Annotated in this window: 20 protein-coding genes; 16 read left to right on the top strand and 4 right to left on the bottom strand. The window is 71.8% G+C overall.

Annotation, left to right across the window (positions count from 1 at the left end; genetic code table 11):
- Positions 1 to 5: 5 nt before the first annotated feature.
- Positions 6 to 950, bottom strand: a complete 945-nt coding sequence (locus ACEZDE_RS21155; protein WP_380538111.1) for an STM4015 family protein — start codon at positions 948 to 950, stop codon at positions 6 to 8.
- Between the two features lie 173 nt (positions 951 to 1,123).
- Here ACEZDE_RS21155 and ACEZDE_RS21150 point away from each other — a divergent pair, with 173 nt between their 5' ends.
- The 4 genes from ACEZDE_RS21150 to ACEZDE_RS21135 all read left to right on the top strand — a co-directional run bounded on the left by ACEZDE_RS21150 (position 1,124) and on the right by ACEZDE_RS21135 (position 4,293).
- Positions 1,124 to 1,450, top strand: coding sequence for a hypothetical protein (locus ACEZDE_RS21150; protein ID WP_380538109.1), 327 nt, complete (start codon positions 1,124 to 1,126; stop codon positions 1,448 to 1,450).
- Positions 1,451 to 1,499: 49 nt separating this feature from the next.
- On the top strand, positions 1,500 to 2,651 hold the full coding sequence (locus tag ACEZDE_RS21145) for a DUF6745 domain-containing protein (RefSeq protein WP_449341711.1): 1,152 nt from the start codon (positions 1,500 to 1,502) through the stop codon (positions 2,649 to 2,651).
- A 164-nt stretch (positions 2,652 to 2,815) separates the two neighbouring features.
- Complete coding sequence (locus tag ACEZDE_RS21140; protein WP_380538105.1) at positions 2,816 to 3,643, top strand: beta-glucanase; 828 nt, start codon at positions 2,816 to 2,818, stop codon at positions 3,641 to 3,643.
- 230 nt (positions 3,644 to 3,873) lie between these two features.
- A complete protein-coding gene (locus ACEZDE_RS21135) occupies positions 3,874 to 4,293 on the top strand; it encodes a hypothetical protein (RefSeq protein ID WP_380538104.1) in 420 nt (139 codons plus the stop codon).
- A 46-nt stretch (positions 4,294 to 4,339) separates the two neighbouring features.
- Here the strand turns inward: ACEZDE_RS21135 and ACEZDE_RS21130 are convergent, their stop codons facing one another.
- On the bottom strand, positions 4,340 to 4,744 hold the full coding sequence (locus tag ACEZDE_RS21130) for a hypothetical protein (RefSeq protein WP_380538103.1): 405 nt from the start codon (positions 4,742 to 4,744) through the stop codon (positions 4,340 to 4,342).
- On the opposite strand from ACEZDE_RS21130, the gene ACEZDE_RS21125 reads away from it, so the two are divergent.
- The 7 genes from ACEZDE_RS21125 to ACEZDE_RS21095 all read left to right on the top strand — a co-directional run bounded on the left by ACEZDE_RS21125 (position 4,728) and on the right by ACEZDE_RS21095 (position 13,206).
- A complete protein-coding gene (locus ACEZDE_RS21125) occupies positions 4,728 to 5,054 on the top strand; it encodes a hypothetical protein (RefSeq protein WP_380538101.1) in 327 nt (108 codons plus the stop codon). The genes ACEZDE_RS21130 and ACEZDE_RS21125 overlap by 17 nt on opposite strands.
- Positions 5,051 to 5,140 (top strand): K(+)-transporting ATPase subunit F, encoded by a 90-nt coding sequence (gene kdpF, locus ACEZDE_RS21120; protein WP_380538099.1) that lies wholly within the window; start codon positions 5,051 to 5,053, stop codon positions 5,138 to 5,140. The genes ACEZDE_RS21125 and kdpF overlap by 4 nt, the downstream gene beginning before the upstream one ends.
- 2 nt (positions 5,141 to 5,142) lie before the next feature.
- Positions 5,143 to 6,807 carry a potassium-transporting ATPase subunit KdpA gene (gene kdpA, locus ACEZDE_RS21115; protein ID WP_380538097.1) on the top strand — a complete coding sequence of 555 codons (1,665 nt, stop codon included), beginning with the start codon at positions 5,143 to 5,145 and terminating at the stop codon, positions 6,805 to 6,807.
- The gene (gene kdpB / locus ACEZDE_RS21110; protein ID WP_380538095.1) at positions 6,807 to 8,939 is read left to right on the top strand and encodes a potassium-transporting ATPase subunit KdpB; all 2,133 of its coding nucleotides are present in this window, start codon (positions 6,807 to 6,809) and stop codon (positions 8,937 to 8,939) included. The genes kdpA and kdpB overlap by 1 nt, the downstream gene beginning before the upstream one ends.
- Positions 8,940 to 8,971: 32 nt before the next feature.
- Positions 8,972 to 9,601, top strand: a complete 630-nt coding sequence (gene kdpC / locus ACEZDE_RS21105) for a potassium-transporting ATPase subunit KdpC (RefSeq protein ID WP_380538093.1) — start codon at positions 8,972 to 8,974, stop codon at positions 9,599 to 9,601.
- A 231-nt stretch (positions 9,602 to 9,832) separates the two neighbouring features.
- Positions 9,833 to 12,451, top strand: coding sequence for a sensor histidine kinase (locus ACEZDE_RS21100; RefSeq protein WP_380538348.1), 2,619 nt, complete (start codon positions 9,833 to 9,835; stop codon positions 12,449 to 12,451).
- Positions 12,448 to 13,206, top strand: coding sequence for a response regulator (locus tag ACEZDE_RS21095; protein ID WP_380538091.1), 759 nt, complete (start codon positions 12,448 to 12,450; stop codon positions 13,204 to 13,206). The genes ACEZDE_RS21100 and ACEZDE_RS21095 overlap by 4 nt, the downstream gene beginning before the upstream one ends.
- A gap of 30 nt (positions 13,207 to 13,236) precedes the next feature.
- On the opposite strand, the gene ACEZDE_RS21090 is transcribed toward ACEZDE_RS21095, so the two are convergent.
- Positions 13,237 to 14,283 (bottom strand): LacI family DNA-binding transcriptional regulator, encoded by a 1,047-nt coding sequence (locus ACEZDE_RS21090; RefSeq protein WP_380538089.1) that lies wholly within the window; start codon positions 14,281 to 14,283, stop codon positions 13,237 to 13,239.
- A 363-nt stretch (positions 14,284 to 14,646) separates the two neighbouring features.
- Between ACEZDE_RS21090 and ACEZDE_RS21085 the strand changes: the two genes are divergently transcribed.
- The 4 genes from ACEZDE_RS21085 to ACEZDE_RS21070 all read left to right on the top strand — a co-directional run bounded on the left by ACEZDE_RS21085 (position 14,647) and on the right by ACEZDE_RS21070 (position 19,778).
- Positions 14,647 to 16,002 carry an ABC transporter substrate-binding protein gene (locus ACEZDE_RS21085; RefSeq protein WP_380538087.1) on the top strand — a complete coding sequence of 452 codons (1,356 nt, stop codon included), beginning with the start codon at positions 14,647 to 14,649 and terminating at the stop codon, positions 16,000 to 16,002.
- A 111-nt stretch (positions 16,003 to 16,113) separates the two neighbouring features.
- A complete protein-coding gene (locus tag ACEZDE_RS21080; protein ID WP_380538085.1) occupies positions 16,114 to 17,121 on the top strand; it encodes a carbohydrate ABC transporter permease in 1,008 nt (335 codons plus the stop codon).
- Positions 17,122 to 17,138: 17 nt separating this feature from the next.
- Entirely contained in the window at positions 17,139 to 18,092 is a 954-nt protein-coding gene (locus ACEZDE_RS21075; RefSeq protein ID WP_380538082.1) for a carbohydrate ABC transporter permease, read from the top strand.
- A 192-nt stretch (positions 18,093 to 18,284) separates the two neighbouring features.
- Entirely contained in the window at positions 18,285 to 19,778 is a 1,494-nt protein-coding gene (locus ACEZDE_RS21070; protein ID WP_380538080.1) for a GH1 family beta-glucosidase, read from the top strand.
- Positions 19,779 to 19,868: 90 nt separating this feature from the next.
- Here the strand turns inward: ACEZDE_RS21070 and ACEZDE_RS21065 are convergent, their stop codons facing one another.
- The gene (locus tag ACEZDE_RS21065; RefSeq protein ID WP_380538078.1) at positions 19,869 to 21,617 is read right to left on the bottom strand and encodes a class I adenylate-forming enzyme family protein; all 1,749 of its coding nucleotides are present in this window, start codon (positions 21,615 to 21,617) and stop codon (positions 19,869 to 19,871) included.
- Between the two features lie 267 nt (positions 21,618 to 21,884).
- Here ACEZDE_RS21065 and ACEZDE_RS21060 point away from each other — a divergent pair, with 267 nt between their 5' ends.
- Positions 21,885 to 23,309, top strand: a complete 1,425-nt coding sequence (locus tag ACEZDE_RS21060; RefSeq protein ID WP_380538076.1) for an alkaline phosphatase family protein — start codon at positions 21,885 to 21,887, stop codon at positions 23,307 to 23,309.
- Positions 23,310 to 23,397 lie beyond the last annotated feature (88 nt).

Below are 23,397 nucleotides of genomic sequence, written 5' to 3'. Positions count from 1 at the left end.
GGCCGCTATTCCGCGACGGCGACGTAGTGCCACAGTCGGCCGTGGGACTCGTCCGGCTTCTCCTGTTCGCTGAGGTCCAGGTCGACCCCGGCCGGTTCCAGGGTGTCGCGCAGCCGCTGGGCCAACTCGTCGGTGAGGAAGTGGTGGTGCAGGTCGAGCCGGTGCAGGTGGGTCAGCGGCTGGCCGGAGAGCAGGGCCTCGGCGCCGACGTCGGTGAGCACGCCCAGGGACAGGGCGAGCGTCTCCAGCACCGGGACCACCGGAGCGTGCGCGACCGCCTCGGCGATGGCGTCCTGGATCTCGCTGTCCTGCAGGCCGAGGTGGCGCAGCGCGGGGAAGCGGGTCCCGGAGAGGATCGGGGCCAGGTCGGCGACGGTGGTGTCGCCGCCGTAGTTCTCGGAGCCGAGCCACAGCTCCAGGTGCTCCAGGGCGGGCAGTTCGCTCGCTGATATCCCCCGGACCACATCCGCCGCCATTCCGCCGGACTCCAGCCGGAGCTTGCGCAGCGCGGTGTGCCGGACCGGGGTGAACACCCGGTGCGCGCCTCGGGCGCCCAACTCCTCCAGCGCAGGGTAGGCCAGCAGCAGCGGCGCCAGGTCGACCTGCTCGATCCAGGAGATCTCGTTCTCCTCCGACTCGACGTCGGCCAGGAAGAAGGCCCTCAGCGCGGGGAAGCGGTCCTTGGCGTCGATCACCCGTTGCAGCACAGGGTCGAGGCCGTCCTCGTACATCTCCTCGCTCCAGGCGCCGATGACCAGGGCGGTGACCGCGGCGCAGTCGACCCGGTCGAGGAACCGCTGCCAGATCTGCTCGAAGTCGTCGGTCCCGTCCCAGTCGTAGCGGACCCGCCAGGCGACGGCGCCGGGCGCGGGCTGCTCACCGGACGCGTCGGCCGACGGCAGGTCGAACACCGGGAGGCCGTGGAACTCGGTCAGGTGCTGCGCGGTCATGGCGGTGACTCCTCGCGTGGCTCGGACAACAGGCCCTGATTCCTATCAGGTGGCGCCGACATCGCGGTGCCGGGGCCACCGCGGTGACGGAGAGTCATTGTCAGTGGCTGCTCCTAGGGTCGGAGACAGGGAAGCGGCGGGCTGTCGAGAGCGCGCCGCGGAAGGGGAGTCCCATGTTCCGACAGGGTGACGTACTGCTGGTGCCGGTGGGCGAGGAGGCGGTGCCGCCGACGATCCGCGCGCTGCCGGCGCAGCCGCGGGACGGCCGGGGGCGGCTGGTGCTCGCTCTCGGTGAGGTCACCGGGCACGCGCACGCGGTGGTGGGTCCGGGGGAGCTGCTGCGCGAGTCCGACGAGTTCGGGCCGGCCTGGCTGCGGCTGGCCGAGGGCGGCCGGGTGGTGCACGAGGAGCACGCGGCGATAGCGCTGGCCAAGGGCTGGTACCGGGTGGTCCGGCAGCGCGAGTACACCCCGGGCAGCGTGCGCGTCGTGGCGGACTGAAGCAGTCTCAGAAGCAGGTGGAGGGGTGGGGCGAATGAGCGGTTCCCTGATGATGGCGAACGGTCGGAAGGACACTGAGTGGCGGACGGTGGCGCTGCGCACCGGGGCCGCGGATCGTGCCGCCGCGGAGGCGGGGGTTCGCGCCGCCTACCGTGCGGCCGGGCTGGCCGGGCCGCGCACGGTGGTGTGGTTCGACTCGCCGCTGCGGGCCACGGCGGCGGCGCTGCTGCTCACCGGCCGGGCCGCGGCGGTCCGGGCGGCCGTGGCCGACGGGAGTGCCGCCGAGGGTGCAGGGGAGTGCCTCGACGCGGCGGCGCTGGTCCTGGCCGAGCACGGAGTCGCGGCTGAGCCGTCCGGTGCGGGCCGGTCGGTCCGCGAGGCGCTGCGGACCGCGCCGTGGGCGGCGGCTCGCAGCCGACGGCTGGCCGAGCTGGGGCCCAGCGCCTGGTCGGAGTACTGGGCCAGGACCGGAGGGGAGCTCTGGCCCCGGATCAACGACCTGGTGCTGCGGATACGCGGCGCGGTCGCGGACCGCCTGGCCGGGCCGGACGATCCGGCGCGCCCGGTCGGCGCGGCGCGCTCCGCCGTCCGGGTGGCGATGCTGGACGCGCTGCTCGGGCAGCACGACGCCGCCTGGCTGGCGGCGCTCGCGGACGCGCCGGAGCTGGCCGGGCTCGCCGGGACGGCCGCGGCGGCGGGCTGGTGGTGGCCCTACGCGGAGGTGGCGCTGCTGACGGAGCGTCCGGTCGAGCTGCACCAGGACGAGCCCGGCAGACTGCACCGGGCCGAGGGTCCGGCGCTGGCTTTCCCGGACGGCTTCGCCCTGCACGCCTGGCGCGGGATGCCGGTGCCGGCGGACTTCCTGGACGGTCTCGCCGACCTGGCCCCGGAGCGGATCCGCGTCGAGGACAACGCCGAGCTGCGCCGGGTCATGCTGGAGCACTACGGCTACGACCGCTATCTCGCGGACTCCGGCGCCACGCCGGTGCACCGGGACGAGACTGGGGTGCTCTGGCGGATCGACCTGGACGGGGACGAGCCGGTGGTGACCGTCGAGGTGGTCAACGCGACACCGGAGCCGGACGGGACGCACCGCGTCTACTGGCTCCGGGTCCCGCCGCGGACCAGGACCGCGCGCGAGGGCGTCGCCTGGACCTTCGGGCTGAGCGCGGATGCCTACCGGCCGGTGCGGCAGACCTGACTTCGAGAGGATCGTATACATACGGATGATGAGGGGTGGAGCGTCCGCTAGGCCGATCGGCGGGCGGTGGGCGGGTGGGGCCGCGGCGGGGGGAATTCGCTGTCAGGATCGGAGGGGTGGTTCGTCACCTCTTGTGACGTCTTGTCAGTGAGTGAAGGAGCGGTATGGCCCTGCCCGGTGCGTTCCTGCTGCGCGGCCTCACCGTCGCGCTGCTGCTGGTTCCCGCCCTGTCGGCGGCCTCGGCCGGGCCCGCGGTGGCCGCTGCTCCCGCCGGTGCGCCGTCGAAGGGGCGGCTGGTGTTCAGCGAGCAGTTCCGGGCGCGGGACTGGGGGCGGAGCGGCGCCGTGTGGGCGGACCGTACGTCGGCCTACCCGGACGGGGTGAGCGACCGCGGCGACGCCAAGCTGGACCGGCTGCAACCGGCCGCGATGACGGTCAGCGGCGGGATGCTGCACGTCACCGCCAGTGCCCGGTCCGCCCACGGGGCCTGGCAGACCGGCCTGCTGACCACCGAGCCGTGGGGGGCCGCGGGCGGCGACGGCTTCCAGGTCAGGACCGGCGACTACGCCCTGGTCCGGCTGCGGCTGCCGGACCGGGCCGGCGGCGGCGGGCACGGGGCCTGGCCGGGGGTGTGGACCTGGCGCGGCGGGAACGAGGTGGACGTCCTGGAGTGGCACAGCGAGACCCCGGACATCCTGGAGTTCTCCAACCACACCCGCAAGGTCCCCGGCTACGACTACGCGCGCTCCCCGCTGGTCGGCTTCGGCAAGTGGGTCGAGGTCGGGGTGCGCTTCGGCGCCACCGACGTCAGCTGGTACCTCGGTGACGGCACCCATCCGCTGCGGCTCGCCTTCCAGGACCACAAGGGTGTCGGCGCGGGGTGGCACGCCTATCTGGTCGCCAACCTGAGCGTCTCCGACCAGCCGGGGCGGGTGCCCAGCTCCACCCACCCGATCACGCTGGCGATCGACCGGATCCAGGTCTACCGCTGACGCGCGGCCCCTGCATCCCTGGAGTCGGGCGAAATTGCCGATAGCGGCGCAGAAGTGACTGACCGTCGGTGCCGGAACGGTTCTACGGGTGGTCGGCGGTGGTCGGCGGTGGTCGGCGGGCAGGCCGACATGAGGAAATCTTGCCTGGTGAAGGGCTGTACAAGCCATCCTCGAGGTCGTTGGATGTAGCCGCACCGCACTCCCTGCCACCGGATTGCAGAAGGACCGACGTGACCGCCGACGAAGCCGTGACCAGAGCCTCCCTCTCCCGCTGCGAGCCGATCGCCGCCCCGCTGCCGCTGACCGCACTGCCCGAGCGGGTGTGGACCGACGCCGAGTGGGAGCGGATCCGGCAGGGCCACCGGTCCGCCGCCGCGGCGGACAAGTGGGACGTCTTCGTGGAGGGCACCCGGCTGTACGCGCAGCGGAGCTGGGCCGGGCGCGGGGTCTACGAGGCGGAGTTCGGCCGGGCCCCCGGGGGCGGCTGGCGGATCACCGAGGCGGTGGTCGAGTCCGACCAGGAGGCGCACGACCGCACCACCGAGGCCAGGGACTGCGCGATGCTGCAGATCATCGTCAGCGGTGTGGTCCTCGGCGTCCGCGACCCGGGCCTGTGGGCCCGCTGGCGCGAGGCCGTCCCGGTGTACTGAGCCACGTCGGAGTGCGGGCCCCGGGAGCCCGCGGGTGTCTCCTGCGTCAGACGGATCCGGCCATGCCGCCCTCGCGCACCTTGTACTTCCTGCCGACCCAGGTGCGCAGTTGCTGTGCGAGGGCGGCCCGCTCGCTCTCGGGCACGGCGGATCCGGGGATGATCGCGGCCCCGTGCGCGACGTCCTGCGTGCTCCACACCCCCGGACGCTCGACCACGTAGTGCACGTCCGACCAGCGGAGTTCGCGCACACCGCGGGCATCGGTCAGTCGCAGCCCGGTCCCGGAGAGGACCACCGTCGTCGGTCCGGTGCTCCGATCGGCGATCCTGGCCGCTCCGGCTGCCGACATCTTCCGCTTCAGCCCCCCGAAGAAGCCGGTGGACTCGACCGGGACGGCCAGCAACCCCTCGACCTCTTCACGCGACAGGTCGTAGGTGTACACGTACTCCACGGCGGGGAGCCCCCTTCGGTGCGAACGCCTGTTCATCCGCAGGCTGGGGGAGGCTATCAGCTCGCGTCAAAGGGGTGTCAAGATTCCCCTGTCGGCCGCATGGGAGGCGTTAACAGCGCTGCTCCCACCGGCTGACGTGCGGTTTTCTTGCGGTGCCGGTATCTGCGGCACCGCCCGGGAACCCCCGGAGCGGTTCGGAACCACTCGACTCCTGGGGTGCAACCTCATGCTCGACGTTCTCTTCGTCGGGGTGACGATCCTCGTGTTCGCCGTCCTCGCCCTGATCGTCAGGGGAGTGGAGAAACTGTGACCACTGACAACATCGTCGGTCTGATCGTCTCCGTCGCCTTGGTGGGCTACCTGATCGTGGCCCTGATCCTCCCGGAGAAGTTCTGACCATGAACTCCACTCTTGCGGGCTTTCTGCAGGCCCTGGCCCTGGTCGGCGCGCTCGCGCTGTCCTACCGGCCGCTCGGCGACTACATCGCGCACACCCTCACCTCGCGCAGGCACTTCCGGGTGGAGCGCGGCATCTTCAAGCTGATCGGCGTCGACGGCGACGCCGATCAGACCTGGGGCGCCTATCTGCGCAGCGTCCTGGCCTTCTCCTTCGTCTCGGTGCTGTTCCTCTACGGCTTCCAACGGCTGCAGGAGCACCTCTGGCTGTCCCTGGGCTTTCCCGCGGTCTCCCCGGCGATGGCCTGGAACACCGCGGCCTCCTTCGTCACCAACACCAACTGGCAGTCGTACTCCGGTGAGTCGACCATGGGCCACCTGGTGCAGATGGGCGGCCTGGCGGTGCAGAACTTCCTGTCCGCCGCCGTCGGTATCGCGGTGCTGGCCGCGCTGATCCGAGGCTTCACCCGGAACAGGACCGACCACCTGGGCAACTTCTGGGTGGACCTGACCCGGATCGTGCTCCGGGTGCTGCTGCCGATCTCGATCGTCTTCGCGCTGGTGCTGGTGGCCGGCGGCGTGGTGCAGAACCTGCACGTCGCGCACCTCTACCCGACCCTCTCCGGCGGGACGCAGTCCGTCCCCGGCGGCCCGGTGGCCTCGCAGGAGGTCATCAAGGAACTGGGGACCAACGGCGGCGGCTTCTACAACGCCAACTCCGCGCACCCGTTCGAGAACCCCAACCCCTTCACCAACCTGCTGGAGATCTACCTGCTCCTGGTGATCTCGTTCGCGCTCTGCCGGACCTTCGGCAAGATGGTCGGCAGCCACAGGCAGGGCTACACCGTCCTCTCGGTGATGGGCCTGTACTGGGTCGCCTCGGCCGCGCTGATCACCTTCTTCGAGCACCAGCACTCCGGTGTCGCCTCGCAGATCGCGGGCGCCGCGATGGAGGGCAAGGAGGTCCGCTTCGGCATCCCCGGATCGTCCCTGTTCGCCGCCTCGACCACGCTGACCTCCACCGGCGCGGTGAACTCGATGCACGACTCGTTCACCCCGCTCGGCGGCGGTATGACGATCCTGAACATGATGTTCGGTGAGATCGCCCCCGGCGGCACCGGATCCGGCCTCTACGGGATCCTGATCCTGGCCGTGGTCACCGTCTTCGTGGCCGGTCTGATGGTCGGCCGCACCCCCGAGTACCTGGGCAAGAAGCTCGGCGCGCGGGAGATGAAGTTCGCCTCCCTCTACATCCTGACCACCCCGGCGATCGTGCTCTGCGGCACCGGCCTGGCGATGTCGCTGAAGGCGGGCCACGGCGGCGGGATGAACAACACCGGGCCGCACGGCTTCTCCGAGGTGCTGTACGCCTTCACCTCGGCGGCCAACAACAACGGCTCGGCGTTCGCCGGGATCACCGTCACCTCCCCGCACTGGCAGACCGCGCTCGGCCTGGCCATGCTGTTCGGCCGCTTCCTGCCGATGGTGTTCGTCCTCGCCCTGGCCGGATCGCTGGCCAGGCAGCAGCCCGTCCCCGAGAGCGCGGGCACGCTCAGGACGACCAGTCCGCTGTTCGTCGGCATGCTCTCCGGCGTGATCCTGATCGTCGTCGGACTCACCTACTTCCCGGCCCTGGCACTCGGGCCGCTCGCGGAAGGCCTCCACTGATGTCCACCCCCACTCTCAAGACTCCCGAAGCACTACCGGAGTCCGTCGAGCCCGAGGCCGGACACCGCTTGTCCGCGGGCCTGCTGGACCCGAAGCAGCTGCTCACCTCCTTCCCCGACGCGGTCAGGAAGCTCGACCCCCGGGTCATGGTCAAGAGCCCGGTCATGTTCGTGGTCGAGATCGGCTCGGTGCTGACCACGGTCTCCGCGATCGAGAAGCCCAGCGTCTTCGCCTGGGTGATCACCGTCTGGCTCTGGCTGACCGTGGTCTTCGCCAACCTGGCCGAGGCGGTCGCCGAGGGCCGCGGCAAGGCGCAGGCCGACACCCTGCGCAAGACCAAGACCGACACCGTGGCCCGCAGGGTCCAGGGCCCCTGGAGCCCCGGCGCGGTGAACGTCGCCGAGGCCGAGGTGGCCGCGGCGGACCTGCGGCTCGGCGACCTCGTGGTCGTCGAGGCCGGACAGGTCGTCCCCGGCGACGGCGACGTGGTCGAAGGCGTCGCCTCGGTGGACGAGTCCGCCATCACCGGCGAGTCCGCGCCGGTGATCCGGGAGTCCGGCGGCGACCGCTCGGCGGTCACCGGCGGCACCAAGGTGCTGTCCGACCGGATCGTGGTGAAGATCACCTCCGAGCCCGGCAAGACCTTCATCGACCGCATGATCGCCCTGGTCGAGGGCGCCTCCCGGCAGAAGACGCCGAACGAGATCGCGCTGAACATCCTGCTCGCGTCGCTGACCGTGGTGTTCCTGCTCGCGGTGGTCACCCTGCAGCCGATGGCCACCTACGCCGGGGCCGAGCAGACCATCATCGTGCTGGTCGCGCTGCTGGTGGCGCTGATCCCGACCACCATCGGGGCGCTGCTCTCGGCGATCGGCATCGCCGGGATGGACCGGCTGGTGCAGCGCAATGTGCTGGCGATGTCCGGCCGCGCGGTCGAGGCCGCGGGCGACGTCTCCACCCTGCTGCTGGACAAGACCGGCACCATCACCTTCGGCAACCGCCAGGCCGCCGAGTTCCTGCCGGTCGGCACCGTGACGGACCGTCAACTGGCGGATGCTGCCCAGCTCTCGTCCCTCGCCGACGAGACCCCCGAGGGCCGCTCCATCGTCGTCCTGGCGAAGGAGGGGTACGGGCTGCGCGAGCGGGCGCAGGGCGAGCTGGGGCATGCCGCCTGGATCGAGTTCACCGCGCAGACCCGGATGTCCGGGGTCGATCTTGACGAGCCGTCAGGAATCCACGCGATCCGCAAGGGCGCGGCCGGATCGGTGGCCGGCTGGGTCCGCGACAACGGCGGCAGCACCGGCAACGAGCTGGACGTCGCGGTCGAGCGGATCTCCCACCGCGGCGGAACCCCGCTGGTGGTGGCCGAGAAGCGGGGTTCGGAACCGGCCCGGGTGCTCGGCGTGATCTACCTCAAGGACGTGGTCAAGCCCGGCATCAAGCAGCGCTTCGAGGACCTGCGGGCAATGGGCATCAAGACGGTCATGATCACCGGCGACAACCCGCTGACGGCCGCTGCCATCGCCGAGGAGGCCGGCGTCGACGACTTCCTCGCCGAGGCCACCCCCGAGGACAAGATGGCCCTGATCAAGAAGGAGCAGTCCGGCGGCAAGCTGGTCGCGATGACCGGGGACGGCACCAACGACGCCCCGGCGCTGGCCCAGGCCGACGTGGGCGTGGCCATGAACACCGGGACCTCGGCCGCCAAGGAGGCCGGGAACATGGTGGACCTGGACTCCAACCCCACCAAGCTGATCGAGATCGTGGAGATCGGCAAGCAGTTGCTGATCACCCGCGGCGCGCTGACCACGTTCTCCATCGCCAACGACGTGGCCAAGTACTTCGCGATCATCCCGGCCATGTTCGCCAGCGTCTATCCCGGCCTGCGCCACCTCAACATCATGGCGCTGGACAGCCCCAAGTCCGCGATCACCTCGGCGATCGTCTTCAACGCGCTGATCATCATCGGGCTTATCCCGCTGGCCCTGCGCGGCGTCCGCTACAAGCCCTCCTCGGCCCAGTCGCTGCTGCGCCGCAACCTCGGGCTGTACGGGGTCGGCGGGCTGATCCTGCCCTTCGTGGGGATCAAGGCGATCGACCTGGTCGTCCAGTTCATCCCCGGTCTGCACTGAGAAGCACTGAGAGAGAAGTGGTGTGACACATCATGGCTAAACCCCTTCCCACCCCGGTGCGGAACCATCTGACCGGACTGCGGCTGCTGCTGCTGTTCACCGTGCTCTGCGGTCTGGCCTACCCGCTGGTGATCACCGGCGTCTCCCAGGTCGCGTTCTCCACGCAGGCCAACGGCTCGCTGGTGAAGGACAGCAGCGGCAAGGTGGTCGGGTCCTCGCTGATCGGCCAGAACTTCACGGTCGTCGGCAAGGACGGCAAGACCGTCAGCCCCGACCCCAAGCTGTTCCAGTCCCGGCCCTCGGCCGCGGGCGCGGACGGGTACGACCCGGCCGCCTCGGCCGGCAGCAACAAGGGCACCGATGACGCCGACCTGGCGACCACCTACACCCAGCTCAAAGCCGCCATCGCGACGTTCGACGGGGTGAGCGAGAGCCGGGTACCGGCCGACGCGATCACCGAGTCGGGCTCCGGGCTCGACCCGGACATCAGCCCGGCCTACGCCGCGATCCAGGTCGACCGGGTCGCCCGGGCCCGCGGCCTGACCGACGATCAGGTCCGGTCGCTGGTGCGGAAGTACACGCAGAGCCGCACCCTCGGCTTCCTCGGCGAGCCCCGGGTCGACGTGCTGCGGCTCAACCTCGCCCTCACCGAGCTGGGCTGACGCGGCCCGTACCGAGGTGGTCCGACCGCACCGGGAAGCCGTCCCGGTGCGGTCGGACCGGCAATACGTCCGGTGGATCCGAGCGACCGTTCTCCAAGGAAGGACCCCACGGTGGCACCGCAGCAGGAGCAGCCCTCGTCCCCGCCGCCCCCGTTCCCTCCGTCCCCGTCCGCGGCGCCGCCCGTACCTCCGCCCTCGACCTACCCGCGCGGGAGCGGCAGGCAGGGGCGGTTGAAGGTCTTCCTCGGCGCCGCCCCCGGCGTCGGCAAGACCTACCGGATGCTGGACGAGGCCCGCCGCCGCCGGGAGCGCGGCACCGACGTGGTGGTCGCCTTCGTGGAGTGCCACGGCCGCCGCAGCACCGTGGAGATGCTGGAAGGGCTGGAGGTGCTGCCCCGGCTGCCCCGCCGCTACCGCGGCGCCGAGTTCCCGGAGCTGGACCTGGACGCCGCGCTGGCCCGCCGTCCCGAGGTCGCCCTGGTCGACGAGCTGCCGCACACCAACACCCCCGGCGGGCGGCACGCCAAGCGCTGGCAGGACGTCCAGGAGCTGCTGGACGCCGGGATCGACGTGCTCACCACCGTCAACATCCAGCACCTGGAGTCGCTCAACGACGTGGTGCAGAAGATCACCGGGGTGCCGCAGCGGGAGACCGTCCCGGACGAAGTGGTCCGCCGTGCCGACCAGATCGAGCTGGTGGACGTCGCCCCCGAGGGCCTGCGCCGGCGGATGGCCCACGGCAGCATCTACGCCCCGGAGAAGGTCGACGCGGCGCTCTCGCACTACTTCCGGGTCGGCAACCTCACCGCGCTGCGCGAACTGGCGCTGTTCTGGCTGGCCGGACGGGTGGACGAGGGGCTGCAGAACTACCGTGCCGAGCACGGCATCGCGAGCGTCTGGGAGACCCGCGAGCGGGTCGTGGTCGCGCTCACCGGCGGCCCCGAGGGGGAGACCCTGATCCGCCGCGCCTCCCGGATCGCCCGCCCGTCCTCCGCCGCCGCCCCGGCCCGGGACGATCTGCGCCGCACCTCCCTCCGGCCCGGCGGCGACCTGCTCGCCGTGCACGTCGCCCGCAGCGACGGCCTGGCCGACGCCAACCCGGCCGCGCTGGCGGCCCAGCGGCGGCTGGTGGAGAGCCTCGGCGGCAGCTACCACTCGGTGGTCGGCGACTCGGTCCCGGCCGCGCTGATCGACTTCGCCCGCGCCGAGAACGCCACCCAGCTGGTACTGGGCACCAGCCGCCGCGGCACCCTGGTCCGCGCGCTGACCGGCCGCGGCATCGGCGAGACCATCACCGCACTGTCCGGTGACATCGACGTGCACATGGTCACCCATGAGCAGTCCGGCCGCGGACGGCGGCTGCCGGTCCCCGGACGGCTGCACTCACCGGTCCGGCGGATCACCGGACCGCTGGCCGGTCTGGTGGCTCCGGTGCTGCTGACCCTGCTGCTCAGCCAGACCCGGGGCGCGGTCAACCTCACCAGCGACATACTCGTCTTCCTGGTAGCCGTGGTCGGCGTGGCGCTGCTCGGCGGCGTCACCTCGGCGCTGCTGGCCTCGCTGACCGCCTCACTGCTGCTCAACTACTACTTCATCCCGCCGATCCACCGGTTCACCATCTACGACGGCAACAACGTGCTGGCGCTGCTGGTCTTCGCCGCGGTCGCGGTCGTCGTCGCCGTGGTGGTCGACCGGGCCGCCCGGCTGGCCCGGCGTGCGGCGCGGGCCACCGCCGAGGCGGAGACCCTGTCCGCGCTGGCCGGAAGCGTGCTGGGCGGGCAGAGCGCGATCGAGGCGCTGCTCACCCGGCTCCGCGAGACCTTCGGCATGGACTCGGTCGCCCTGCTGCGCCGCACCCCGGAGGACGACGGCACCTACCTGGACGAGCCGGCCCGGCGCGAGGAGATCGCCCAGGTGGGGCCGCGCCGGACAGCCGTCGGCGAACGGCCCGCCGACCCGGTGTCGGCCCAGGCCGTGGAGGAGGTGCCGGTCGGCGACGACGCGGTGCTGCTGCTCTGCGGACGCCCGCTGCCGGCCGCCGACCGGCGGGTGCTCGCCGCCTTCGCCGCGCATGTCGCGGTCGCCCTGGACCGGGCCCACCTGGCCGAGGTCGCCGCGGAGATCGCCGCCGAGATCGAGCCGGTGAAGGCCGCCGACCGGATGCGCACCGCGCTGCTCGCCGCGGTCAGCCACGACCTGCGCACCCCGCTGGCGGTGGCGATGGCCTCGGTCAGCTCGCTGCGCAGCAAGGACGTCGAGTTCTCGGCCGAGGACCAGCAGGAGCTGCTGGCCGGGGCGGAGGAGTCGCTGGGCCGGCTGAACCGCCTGGTCGACAACCTGCTCGACATGAGCCGCCTGCAGGCCGGGGCGCTGCCGCTGGACCTGCGGGCCACCGCACTCGAGGACGTGCTGTCCGCCGCCGTCCACTCGCTGGCCGAGGGGCCGCGCCCGGACGCCGAGGGGCCGCGCCCGGACGTTCGGTCGCACGGCCTGGACCGGGCCCCCGCGGTGCTCGCGGACGGCCCGCTGCTGGAACGGGTGGTCGCCAACCTGGTCGCCAACGCGCTGCGGCACAGCGGCGGGGTCCCGGTGCTGGTCATCGCGAGCGCACTGGCCGGCCAGGTCGAGGTGCGGGTGGTGGACCACGGCCCCGGGCTCCCCGCGGACGACCGGGAGCGGGTGTTCCTGCCGTTCCAGCGGCTCGGCGACACCGACAACGGCTCCGGCGTCGGCCTAGGCCTTGCTCTCTCCCGCGGGCTCGCCGAGGCCATGGGCGGCACGCTGGCCCCGGAGGACACCCCCGGCGGCGGCCTGACCATGGTGCTCACCCTGCCGGCCGACCCGTCGTGACCCGGGTGCTGATCGTCGACGACGAACCGCAGCTGCTGCGCGCGTTGCAGATCAACCTGCAGGCCCGCCAGTACACCGTGGCCACCGCCCCGGACGGCCCGCGCGCCCTGGACGCGGCGGTCCGGACGCCCCCGGACGCGATCATCCTCGACCTGGGCCTGCCCGACCTGGACGGCATCGAGGTGATCAGCGCGCTGCGGGTGTGGAGTGCGGTGCCGGTCATCGTGCTCTCCGGGCGGAGCGGCGCGGCCGACAAGATAGCCGCGCTGGACGCCGGGGCCGACGACTACGTCACCAAGCCGTTCTCGATGAACGAGCTGCTGGCCCGGCTGCGCGTGGTACTGCGCCGCCCCGCGGCGGGGGAGCGCGCCGGCGCGGGCGTGGTGATCGGCGACTGGACCGTCGACCTGGCCGGCTGCACGGTCCGGCCGACGCCCCGTGCCGCGGGCGGTGCCGGGGACGCGGGCAGCGCAGGGCATCCGGGCGGCGCGGGAGGCGCCGGGGACGGGCGGCGCGGGGAGGCACTGCGGCTCACCCCGACCGAGTGGCGCATCCTGACCGTGCTGCTGCAGCACCCGGGACGGCTGGTGACCGGCCCCCACCTGCTGCTCCAGGTCTGGGGCCCCGGCTACGAGTCCAGGACGAACTACCTCCGGGTCTACCTCTCCGGCCTGCGCCGCAAGCTGGAACGCGACCCGGCCCACCCGCGGCACCTGCTGACCGAACCCGGCCTGGGCTACCGGTTCGAGCCGTGATCCTTTCCTGGCAGTAGGATTGACGCAACGTCAGGCCGAGGTGCGCACCACCAGGTCGGTGGCCAGGGCGATCTGCTGGTGGGTGCGCTCCGGTGCGGCGATCTGGTCCAGCAGCAGCCGGGCCATCACCCGTCCCATCTCCTCGGTCGGCTGGCGCACGCTGGTCATCGGCGGGTCGGTGTGCCGGGCGATGGCCGAGTCGTCGAAGCCGACCACCGCGACGTCCTCCGGGACCCGGCGGCCGGCCTGCCGCAGCACCCGCATCGCGGCGGCGGCCATCAGGTCGGAGGCGGCGAAGACCGCGTCCAGGTCCGGGCAGCGCTCCAGCAGCTCGCCCATCACCCGGTGGCCCGCGGTCTCGGTGAAGTCGCCGAGGCCGACCAGCTCCTCCCGGTAGGGGAGTCCGGCCTCCTCCAGGGCCCGCCGGTAGCCGTCGAGCCGGGCTCGGGCGACCTCCATGTCCAGCGGGCCGGTGATGGTGGCCACCTTGGCGCAGCCCCGGCTGAGCAGGTGCCGCACCGCGGTCCTGGCGCCGCCCAGGTTGTCCGAGTGCACATAGCTGAGCGGCTCCAGGTCGGAGCGCCGACCGCCGAGCACCGCCGGGATGCCCAGGCGTTCCAGCAGGTCGGGCAGCGGGTCGTCGGAGTGCACCGAGACCATGAGCACCCCGTCCACCCGGTGCGCGCCGAGGTAGTCGGCGAGCCGGTCCCGCTCCTGGTCGGTGCGCACCAGGATCAGCAGCAGCTGCATGTTGGTGTCGGACAGCTCGGCCGCCACGCCCCGGATGATCTCGGAGAAGTACGGCTCGGAGAACAGCCGGGTCTCGGCCTCGGGGACCACCAGCGCGACCGAGTCGGTGCGCCGGGTGACCAGGGTGCGGGCGGCCCGGTTGGGCACGTAGCCGAGCTCGGAGATGGCCTGCTGCACCGCGGCCTTGGCCCGCTCGCTGACCCGGGGGGAGTCGTTGATGACCCGGGAGACGGTGCCGCGGCCGACACCGGCGCGTTCGGCCACGGCCTCCAGGGTCGGGAGGCGGGCGGGCCCCCTCGGCGCGGGTCCGTCTGCGGCTCGGCTCATGGCTCACCTTCCGGGTGCGGGGTTCCGTGCCGGCGTCTGCTGGGCCGGCCCTGCCGTGCTGGCGTGCTGTGGGGACCCATTGTGGCCGTACCCCGGCCGTTTGCGTCCGACCAGGCTGGGGGCAACCCGCTGAGCTGGGGATTCTCCGGAGATGGCGGCCGGGTTCGTGAAACATTCATGGCCCTTAGGACACACTCCGGCAACAGAACGGCAGTCCAGTCTTGACACCCGGTCCCTGGAAGCAGCAGGCTGCACGCACCGAGTGGGAGCGCTCCCACTGGTCTAGCAGCAAAGTGGGAGCGCTCCCATACAGCAAGCGCGTACGACCCGACAACGACGTTGACCCCTTCCGAGGAGAGTGGAATGCGCACTTCCCACACTGGCCGTTCCGGCGCCAGAATCCGCCGCGCGGCCGTCGCCACCACGGCGCTCGCGGCGAGCACCCTGCTTCTGGCCGCCTGCGGCAGCAGCGGCAGTGGCTCGGCCACCGGCGGTGGTTCCTCCGCCGCGGGCGGCACCATCACTCTCAAGGTCGGGGACTTCGGAACCTTCGGCTACAACGAGAAGGGTGCCGACCTCTACGCCGCCTACATGAAGCTGCACCCGAACATCAAGATCGTCGAGGACAACAACAGCAACGAGCAGAACTACTGGAACGCCACCCAGCAGCACATCGCCGCCGGTTCCGGCGCCGACGACATCCAGGCGTTCGACGTCTCCCGGATGGGCCAGGTCACCACCACGCTGGCCGGCGACTTCGAGGACCTGTCCAAGGTCTCCGGCGTCTCCTCCGCCAACTGGGCCCCGTTCAAGTGGGCCCAGGGCACCACCGCGGACAAGAAGACGGTGGGCCTCGGCACCGACATCGGCCCGGAGGCGGTCTGCTACAACACCAAGCTGTTCAAGGCGGCCGGCCTGCCCACCGACCCGACCGCGGTCGCGGCGCTGTGGACCGGCAGCTGGGACAACTTCGTCAACGTGGTCGGCAAGAAGTACCAGCAGAACGCGCCCAAGGGCACCCACTTCCTGGACAGCGGCGAGGGCCTGTTCAACAGCATCGTCGGCAGCGGCGCGCAGCAGTACTACGACGCCTCGGGCAAGCCGGTCTACGACAGCAACCCGGCGGTCAAGTCCGCCTGGAACCTGGCCGGCAGCGCCGTGGCGCTGAAGGAGACCGGGGGCATCGCCCAGTTCTCCCCGCAGTGGAACGCGGGCTTCGCCAACAACACCTTCGCCACCACCATCTGCCCGGCCTGGCAGATGGCCAACATCGTCAACAACTCCGGCCCGAAGAACAGCGGGGTGTGGAACATCGCCACCGCCCCGATGCCCTCGGACTGGGGCGGCTCGTACCTGACCGTCCCGTCGCAGGGCAAGCACAAGGCCGAGGCCGAGGCGCTGGTGCAGTGGCTGACCGACGGCCCGCAGGAGGCGAAGATCTTCACCACCCCGAGCGTCGGCGCCTTCCCGTCCAACGTCACCGCGTACAGCGACCCGGCGGTGGCCAGCGCGACCAACGCGTTCCTGTCGAACGCGCCGATCGGCAAGATCTTCGCCGATGCCGCCAAGGCCATCCCGCAGTCGCCGATCGGCCAGTACGACGGTGTGATCCGCAATGACATGGGCAACGGCATCCTGCTGATGGAGCAGAAGGGCAAGAGCCCGTCCGACGCCTGGAACGCGACCATGACCCAGATCAAGACCGACACCACGGGCTGACGCCTTCCGGGGCCGCCCCCAGCCGGGGCGGCCCCGACCCGTGTCGGATGCCCGATCCGGCCCCGACCGACCAGACCCCTCAACCGACCTCACCCGGGAAGGACGCCGATCGTGGCCAGCTCCATCAGCACAGCGGGCAGCAGCGCTCCCGCACCACCGTCCCCGCCGCTCGCCGACCAGGACGGCAGGGAGGCGCGGCGGCAGGCCCGGCGCAGCCGCCGCTACCGGCTCGACGTGAAGCTCGCGCCGTACGCCTTCATCTCGCCGTTCTTCCTGCTGTTCCTGGTGTTCGGGCTGTTTCCGCTGGTCTACACCGGCTGGGTGTCGCTGCACGCGGTCAGCACGCTGACGCCGAACCAGATGACCTGGAGCGGCACCGACAACTACACGATGCTGTTCCACGACCCGGTGTTCCTGAAGTCGCTGCGGAACACGCTGACCATCGGCCTGCTCTCGGCGGTGCCGCAGCTGCTGATCGCGATGGGCCTGGCCCACCTGCTCAACTACAAGCTGCGCGGCCGGGCCTTCTTCCGGGTCGCGCTGCTCGCCCCCTACGCCACCTCGGTCGCCGCGGCGGCGCTGATCTTCCAGTTCATCTTCGGCCAGAACGACGCCGGCTTCGTCAACTACCTGCTGCACTTCGTCGGCATCCACCCGATCGCCTGGGAACCGGGCACCTGGACCTCGCAGTTCGCGGTGGCCTCGATCGTGATGTGGCGCTGGACCGGCTACAACACGCTGATCTACCTGGCCGCGATGCAGGCCGTCCCCGGCGAGCTGTACGAGGCCGCCGCGCTGGACGGGGCGGGCCGCTGGGCGCAGTTCCGCAACGTCACCGTCCCGGCGCTGCGGCCGACGATCCTGTTCACGGCGGTGGTCTCGGCCATCGGCTCGCTGCAGCTCTTCGGCGAGCCGCTGCTGTTCGGCAACGGCGGGGTCGGCATCAACGGCGGCTCGGACAACCAGTACTCGACGCTCGCGCTCTACATGTACCGGATCGCGTTCAACGCCGAGCACCTGGGCCGCGCCGCCGCCATCGGCTGGGTCATCTTCTTCATCGCCGTGGTCCTGGGCGGACTCAACGCCCTGATCGCCCGGCGCCTCCGCAAGTCCGCCTGACGGGGAGACGGGACACCATGACTACTACCTCGACTGCCTCGCCCGCCTCGCCCGCCTCGAACGCGGGACGGGCCGACCGGGCCGGCGCCGCCGGCCGGACCCGCGGGTCGCGCCGGAACGTGTTCAAGCAGGGCGCCGGACGGCAGCAGCACGGCGGGCCGCTCACCTATCTGATCCTCTCGGTGGTCGCGCTGCTGTCGCTGTTCCCGCTGTACTTCGCCATCGTGGCGGCCTCCACCTCGCAGACCCGGATCGCGCAGACCCCGCCGCCGCTGGTGCCGGGCGGGAACCTGTTCACCAACCTGCGTGCAGTGTGGGACCTCCAGGGCGGGACCACGCTGGGCACCGCGATGATCAACTCGGTGATCGTGGCCAGTGCGGTCACCGCGTCCACGGTGCTGTTCGCGACCTTCGCCGGATTCGCCTTCGCCAAGCTGAAGTTCACCGGGCGGAACGCGCTGCTGGTCTTCGTCATCGCCACCATCGCGGTGCCGCCGCAGATCAGCGTCATCCCGCTGTTCCAGATCATCGCCAAGCTGCACTGGACCAACCAGCTGCAGTCGGTGATCCTGCCCAGCCTGGTCACCGCCTTCGGCGTGTTCTTCATGCGGCAGTACCTGGTCGAGGCGCTGCCCGACGAGCTGTTGGAAGCGGCCCGGATGGACGGCGCCAGCTCGCTGCGGATCGTCTGGCACGTGGTCTTCCCGGCGGCCCGGCCGGCCATGGCGGTGCTGGCGATGCTGACCTTCGTGCAGTCCTGGAACGACTTCCTCTGGCCGATCATCGCGCTGTCCACCAACGGCAGTCCGACCCTGCAGGTGGCGCTGGCCAGCATCGGCGGCGGCTACACGGTCAACGAGGCGGTGGTGATGGCGGGCGCGGTGATCGCGACCGTGCCGCTGCTGGTCGCCTTCGCGATCTTCGGCAAGCAGATCGTCGGGGGCGTGATGCAGGGAGCGCTGAAGGGCTGACGCCCCGGGGGCGGGGGGTGGCGGGGGCGCGGCGGGGGCCGTCCTGGGTCGGTCCGTGCCCAGCGCGGCCCGCGTCGGCCGACCGGCCCTGACCCGGATCGGACCCCCGCCCGTCCTCCACGGACCCTTCCGCCCCGGACTCCTTCCCGCCGTACTGTCCATCCACGACCAGACCACTGGGAGCGCTCCCGTATGACACCCCCTCACCTCCGGACCGACCTGGCCACCGGTCCGGCCGGCCGGGCCACCCCGGCCACCGCCGAGCAGGAGCGGCGGCTTCCCTTCCCCACCGGCTTCGTCTGGGGCGCGGCCACCGCCGCCTACCAGATCGAGGGCGGCGCGGCGGAGGACGACCGGACCCCCTCGATCTGGGACACCTTCAGCCACACCCCGGGCCGGGTCCGCAACGGCGACACCGGCGACATCGCGGCCGACCACTACCACCGCTACCGCGACGACGTCGCGCTGATGGCGGAGTTGGGGTTGCAGGCGTACCGCTTCTCGATCTCCTGGTCCCGGGTGCAGCCGACCGGCCGCGGCCCGGCCGTCGAGCGCGGCCTCGACTTCTACCGCCGTCTGGTGGATGAGCTGCTGGAGGCCGGGGTCGCCCCGGTCGCCACCCTCTACCACTGGGACCTGCCGCAGGAGTTGGAGGACGCCGGCGGCTGGCCGGTGCGCGACACCGCCGAGCGCTTCGGCGAGTACGCCGCCATCATGGCCGACGCGCTCGGCGACCGGGTCGCCCTGTGGACCACCCTCAACGAGCCCTGGTGCAGCGCCTATCTGGGCTACGGCTCCGGCGTGCACGCCCCCGGACGCACCCATGGCCCGGACGCGCTGCGTTCGGCGCACCACCTCAACCTGGCGCACGGTCGCGCGATCGCGGCGATCCGGGCCCGGCTCGGCTCCTCGGCACAGACCTCGATCACCCTCAACCTGCACCAGGTGCGGCCGTTCAGCCAGAGCCCGGCCGACCTGGACGCCGCCCGGCGGATCGACGCGGTCGGCAACCGGATCTTCACCGGCCCGATCCTGGACGGCAGTTACCCCGCCGACCTGTGCCAGGACACCGCCGCGTTGGTCGACTGGAACGCCCTGGTCCGCCCCGGCGACCTGGCCGCGATCTCGGCCCCGATCGACCGGCTCGGCATCAACTACTACACGCCGACCCTGGTCTCCGCCCCGGACCGGGCCGGCGCGAGCGCGGTGCGCAGTGACGCACATGGGGTGAGTGAGTATTCACCCTGGCCGGGCTCGGAGGACGTGGTGCACCACCAGGCCCCAGGCCCGACCACCGCGATGGGCTGGGCGGTCGACCCGTCCGGGCTCTACGACCTGGTCACCGACGTCAGCCGGCGCTACCCGCGGCTGCCGCTGATGATCACCGAGAACGGCGCGGCCTTCGACGACTACGTCAGCCCCGAGGGCGAGATCCGCGACCCGGAGCGGATCGCCTACCTGCACGGCCACCTGGACGCGGTCCGCCGGGCCATCGCCGACGGCGCCGACGTCCGCGGCTACTTCCTGTGGTCGCTGATGGACAACTTCGAATGGGCCTACGGCTACGGCAAGCGCTTCGGCGCGGTGTACGTCGACTTCCCGACCCAGCGCCGCATCCCCAAGTCCAGCGCCCACTGGTACGCCGACGTGCTGCGGCGCAACTCCCTTCCGCCGCTGGGCGGCTGAGCAGTCGTCGGGCCGGGCGCCGCTCCGGGTCCTGCTTCGGACCCGAGCCCGGCCCGACAGCGGAGCAGCCGCGGGTCAGGCCAGCTCAGGTCAGGTCAGGTCCGGAGCGTTCCGGCGCAGCTCGGTCTTCAGGACCTTGCCCGCCGCCGAGAGCGGCAGCGCCGCGCGGAAGTGCACCGCACGGACCCGCTGGTAGGGGGCGACCTGGGCGGCGACGTGGGCGATCAGGTCGTCGGCGAGTTCCGGCGACGGGGCGTACCCGGCCCTGGGCACCACGTAGGCGACCGGGTTCTCCCCGGCCACCGGGTCGGGCGCGCCGACCACCGCGGCCACGGCGACCGCGGGGTGACGGTGCAACAGCTCCTCCAGGGGCCCCGGGTAGACGTTGTAGCCGTTGTGGATCAGCATGTCCTTCGCTCGGCCGACCAGGAACAGCCAGCCGTCGGCGTCGGTCCGGCCCAGGTCACCGGTGCGCAGCCAGCCGTCGGCGAACTGCTCGGCGGTCAGCTCGGGGTGGTTGTGGTAGCCCTCGGCGAGCTGCGGTCCGCGGGCCCAGACCTCGCCGATCGCACCGAACGGCAGCGGCTCGCGGGTGACCGGGTCGCGGATCTCGATCTCGGTGTCGTAGACCGGGACGCCCACGCTGCCGATCGGGGCCGGTGCGTCCGGGGTCGGCGGGTGGCCGGTCAGGCCCATGGTCGCCTCGGTGAGCCCGTAGCCCTCGGTGATCGCGGCCTGCGGGAACAGCTCGCGCAGCCGGGACATGGTGGCGGAGTCCAGCGGGGCGGCGCCGGAGCTGACCAGCCGGACCGAGGACAGGTCGGCCTTGCCGATCTCCGGGACGGCGAGCAGCGCGTGGTAGAGCGCGGGCGAACCGCCGAGGCTGGTCACCCGCCAGCGTTGCAGGTCGGCGAGGTAGCGGGCGGGCTCGAACCGTCCGGCGATCACCACCGTGGTCGCGGACTGGGTGCAGATGTTCTGGGTGCCCAGGCCCATCGCGTGGAACATCGGCGCGACCGCCAGCAGCACCGACTGCCCGAGCGGGACGGTGGACGGGTCCATCGCGTCCGGGACCTGTTCCAGGTAGAGGCCGCCCTGCGGGTCCACCCGCGGCAGGGCGGCGGCACGCCAGCAGCCCATCTGCAGCGCGTTGGCGACCACGCTGCGGTGGGTGATCAGGACCGCCTTGGAGCGCCCGGTGGTCCCGCCGGTGAAGGAGAGGTGAGCCGGCGCGGTGTTCGGCACCGGGGTCGCGGGCGCGGCGGGGACGTCGACCAGCTCGGCGAAGGGGACGGTGACAGGGTGGGCTGACGATACGTCAGGATTGATCCCAGATTCGGGAGTTGAGACCCCGGTGCCGTCGGCGCCGCTGGTGGGGCCGGGAGCGGCGTGGGTGGCCGGGATCTCGGCGACCAGGCGCAGGGCCGGGAGCGGGGCCGCCGCCCTCGCCGCCGCGAGCAGGGGGCCGACGGCGGGGTGGGTGATCACGGCGACCGCGTCCACCTCGGCGAGGTGCTCCGCCAGCAGCGCCGCGGGCAGCATCGGGCTGAGCGGTGCGACCGCCGCCCCGGCCAGCAGCACCCCGTAGTAGCAGAGGGTGTAGCGCAGTGAGTTGGGCTGGTGCAGCGCCACCGCCTGGCCGGGACGGACGCCGCGCCGACGCAGGCCCTCGGCCAGGCGCAGCGCCAGCCAGTGCAGTTCCGCGTAGGTCAGTGACTCCTCGCCGTCGCGGACGGCGGTCCGGTCCGGGTAGCGGCGCGCGGTCCCGGCGAGGATGTCGCCCACCGCGCAGTCGGGATAGTCCAGGTGGGCGGGCATTCCCGGCGGAAGCAGCGTCACGTGGATCAACCTCTCTGCTGAGGGTGCGTCACCGCGCCAGTCTTACAAGGCCCCGGCCTGCCGGGAAGGGTCGGGACACGATCGGTCGGCTCAGCTTCGGGACCTGGGCCCCTGTGCCCCGGCCGGGCAGTTTCCGCTCCGTTTCCGTACCTGATAGATCGTGTACCTGACATTTGTCAGCTGTTCATCCCCGGCCTCCCCCGCCCCGGCGGTGGGGTGGGCCAGAGTCGTCACGGTCCGATCGCGAACGGCGAAAGGGAATCGCTCATGTCAGGAATGACTCGACGCAGGCTGCTGGGTTCAGCGGCGGGAGTGGCGGGCGGTGCCGCGGCGATGACGCTGCTGCCGCCGACTGTGCAGCAGGCGGTGGCGGCCGGGGTCCCGGCCCGCGGCTCGCTCCGTGACGTCAAGCACGTGGTCCTGCTGATGCAGGAGAACCGCTCCTTCGACCACTACTTCGGCACCCTGTCCGGGGTGCGCGGCTTCGGCGACCCGCACGCACTGCGGCTCAGCACCGGCCGTGACGTGTTCCACCAGCCCGACAGCGTCAACCCGGACGGCTACCTGCTGCCGTTCCACCTGGACACCACCGAGACCAGCGCCCAGGCCATCCCGTCCACCAGCCACGCCTGGGCGGTCCAGCACCAGGCCTGGAACGGCGGGAAGATGGACCAATGGCTGCCCGCTCACCGCAAGGCCGACGGCGTCAACGGCCCCTATGTGATGGGCTACTACACCCGCGAGGACATACCGTTCCAGTTCGCGCTGGCTGAGAACTTCACCATCTGCGACAACTACTTCTGCTCGGTCCAGGGCCCGACCTGGCCCAACCGGCTGTACTGGATGACCGGTTCGATCGACGCGGACGGCACCCACGGCGGCCCGATCATCCAGAACTCCGCGCCCACCCCGCTGACCTACACCACCTACGCCGAGCAGTTGGAAGCGGCGGGCGTGAGTTGGAAGGTCTACCAGGAGACCGACAACTACGGCACCGACATGCTGTCGCTGTTCGAGACCTTTCAGCAGTCCAAGCCCGGCGACCCGCTCTACGACAAGGGCCTGACCGCGCAGCCGCACGGCACCTTCGAGGACGACGCCCGCAACGACCGGCTCCCGGCCGTCTCCTGGATCCTGCCGACCAGCTACCAGTCCGAGCACCCCGACTACCTGCCCGCCGCGGGCGCGGACTACGTCGCCTCCAAGATCGAGGCCATCGCGGCCAACCCCGAGGTCTGGGCCAAGACCGTGTTCATCCTCAACTACGACGAGAACGACGGTCTGTTCGACCACGTCCCGCCGCCCTTCCCCAAGGCGGGCACGGCGGGTGAGTTCGTCGGCGGGCTGCCGGTCGGCGGCGGCTTCCGGGTCCCCTGCATCGTCATTTCGCCCTGGACGGTGGGCGGTTGGGTGGCTTCCGAGTCCTTCGACCACACCTCGGTGCTGCAGTTCCTGGAGCGCTTCACCGGGGTGCGGGCCGCCAACGTCACCGACTGGCGCCGCCGCACCTTCGGCAATCTGACCTCGGCGTTCCAGTTCGACCGGCACCCGCGCAAGGCACCGCGGCTGCCGGAGACCGCCGCGCAGCTCGCCAAGGCCGAGCAGGAGGTGGCCACCCTGCCCAAGCCCACCCTCCCCGGCGCCGACCAGCACTTCCCCCGCCAGGAGCCGGGCCACCGCCCGCACGTCTAGCCGGGTAGTCGTAGGAGCCGGCGGACCCCCTCAAGGGTCCGCCGGATCCTGTTCCCACCGGCACCGGCGTCGGCGGGGGACCCCCGCC

It is taken from the genome of Streptacidiphilus cavernicola (genome assembly GCF_042510955.1).
In the GTDB taxonomy this organism is placed as follows: Bacteria; Actinomycetota; Actinomycetes; order Streptomycetales; family Streptomycetaceae; genus Streptacidiphilus; species Streptacidiphilus cavernicola.
The sequence above is the reverse complement of the archived record's forward strand: the minus strand, read 5'-3'. Positions and strand labels throughout refer to the sequence as shown.

Excerpts from the sequence above, each read along its gene's own strand:
- ACEZDE_RS21150 (WP_380538109.1), top strand. The coding sequence starts at position 1,124 with ATGTTCCGACAGGGTGACGTACTGCTGGTGCCGGTGGGCGAGGAGGCG.
- kdpA (WP_380538097.1), top strand. The coding sequence starts at position 5,143 with ATGAACTCCACTCTTGCGGGCTTTCTGCAGGCCCTGGCCCTGGTCGGC.
- ACEZDE_RS21145 (WP_449341711.1), top strand. The coding sequence starts at position 1,500 with ATGATGGCGAACGGTCGGAAGGACACTGAGTGGCGGACGGTGGCGCTG.
- kdpC (WP_380538093.1), top strand. The coding sequence starts at position 8,972 with ATGGCTAAACCCCTTCCCACCCCGGTGCGGAACCATCTGACCGGACTG.
- ACEZDE_RS21155 (WP_380538111.1), bottom strand. The coding sequence starts at position 950 with ATGACCGCGCAGCACCTGACCGAGTTCCACGGCCTCCCGGTGTTCGAC.
- ACEZDE_RS21085 (WP_380538087.1), top strand. The coding sequence starts at position 14,647 with ATGCGCACTTCCCACACTGGCCGTTCCGGCGCCAGAATCCGCCGCGCG.
- ACEZDE_RS21090 (WP_380538089.1), bottom strand. The coding sequence starts at position 14,283 with ATGAGCCGAGCCGCAGACGGACCCGCGCCGAGGGGGCCCGCCCGCCTC.
- ACEZDE_RS21140 (WP_380538105.1), top strand. The coding sequence starts at position 2,816 with ATGGCCCTGCCCGGTGCGTTCCTGCTGCGCGGCCTCACCGTCGCGCTG.
- ACEZDE_RS21070 (WP_380538080.1), top strand. The coding sequence starts at position 18,285 with ATGACACCCCCTCACCTCCGGACCGACCTGGCCACCGGTCCGGCCGGC.
- ACEZDE_RS21075 (WP_380538082.1), top strand. The coding sequence starts at position 17,139 with ATGACTACTACCTCGACTGCCTCGCCCGCCTCGCCCGCCTCGAACGCG.
- ACEZDE_RS21060 (WP_380538076.1), top strand. The coding sequence starts at position 21,885 with ATGTCAGGAATGACTCGACGCAGGCTGCTGGGTTCAGCGGCGGGAGTG.
- kdpB (WP_380538095.1), top strand. The coding sequence starts at position 6,807 with ATGTCCACCCCCACTCTCAAGACTCCCGAAGCACTACCGGAGTCCGTC.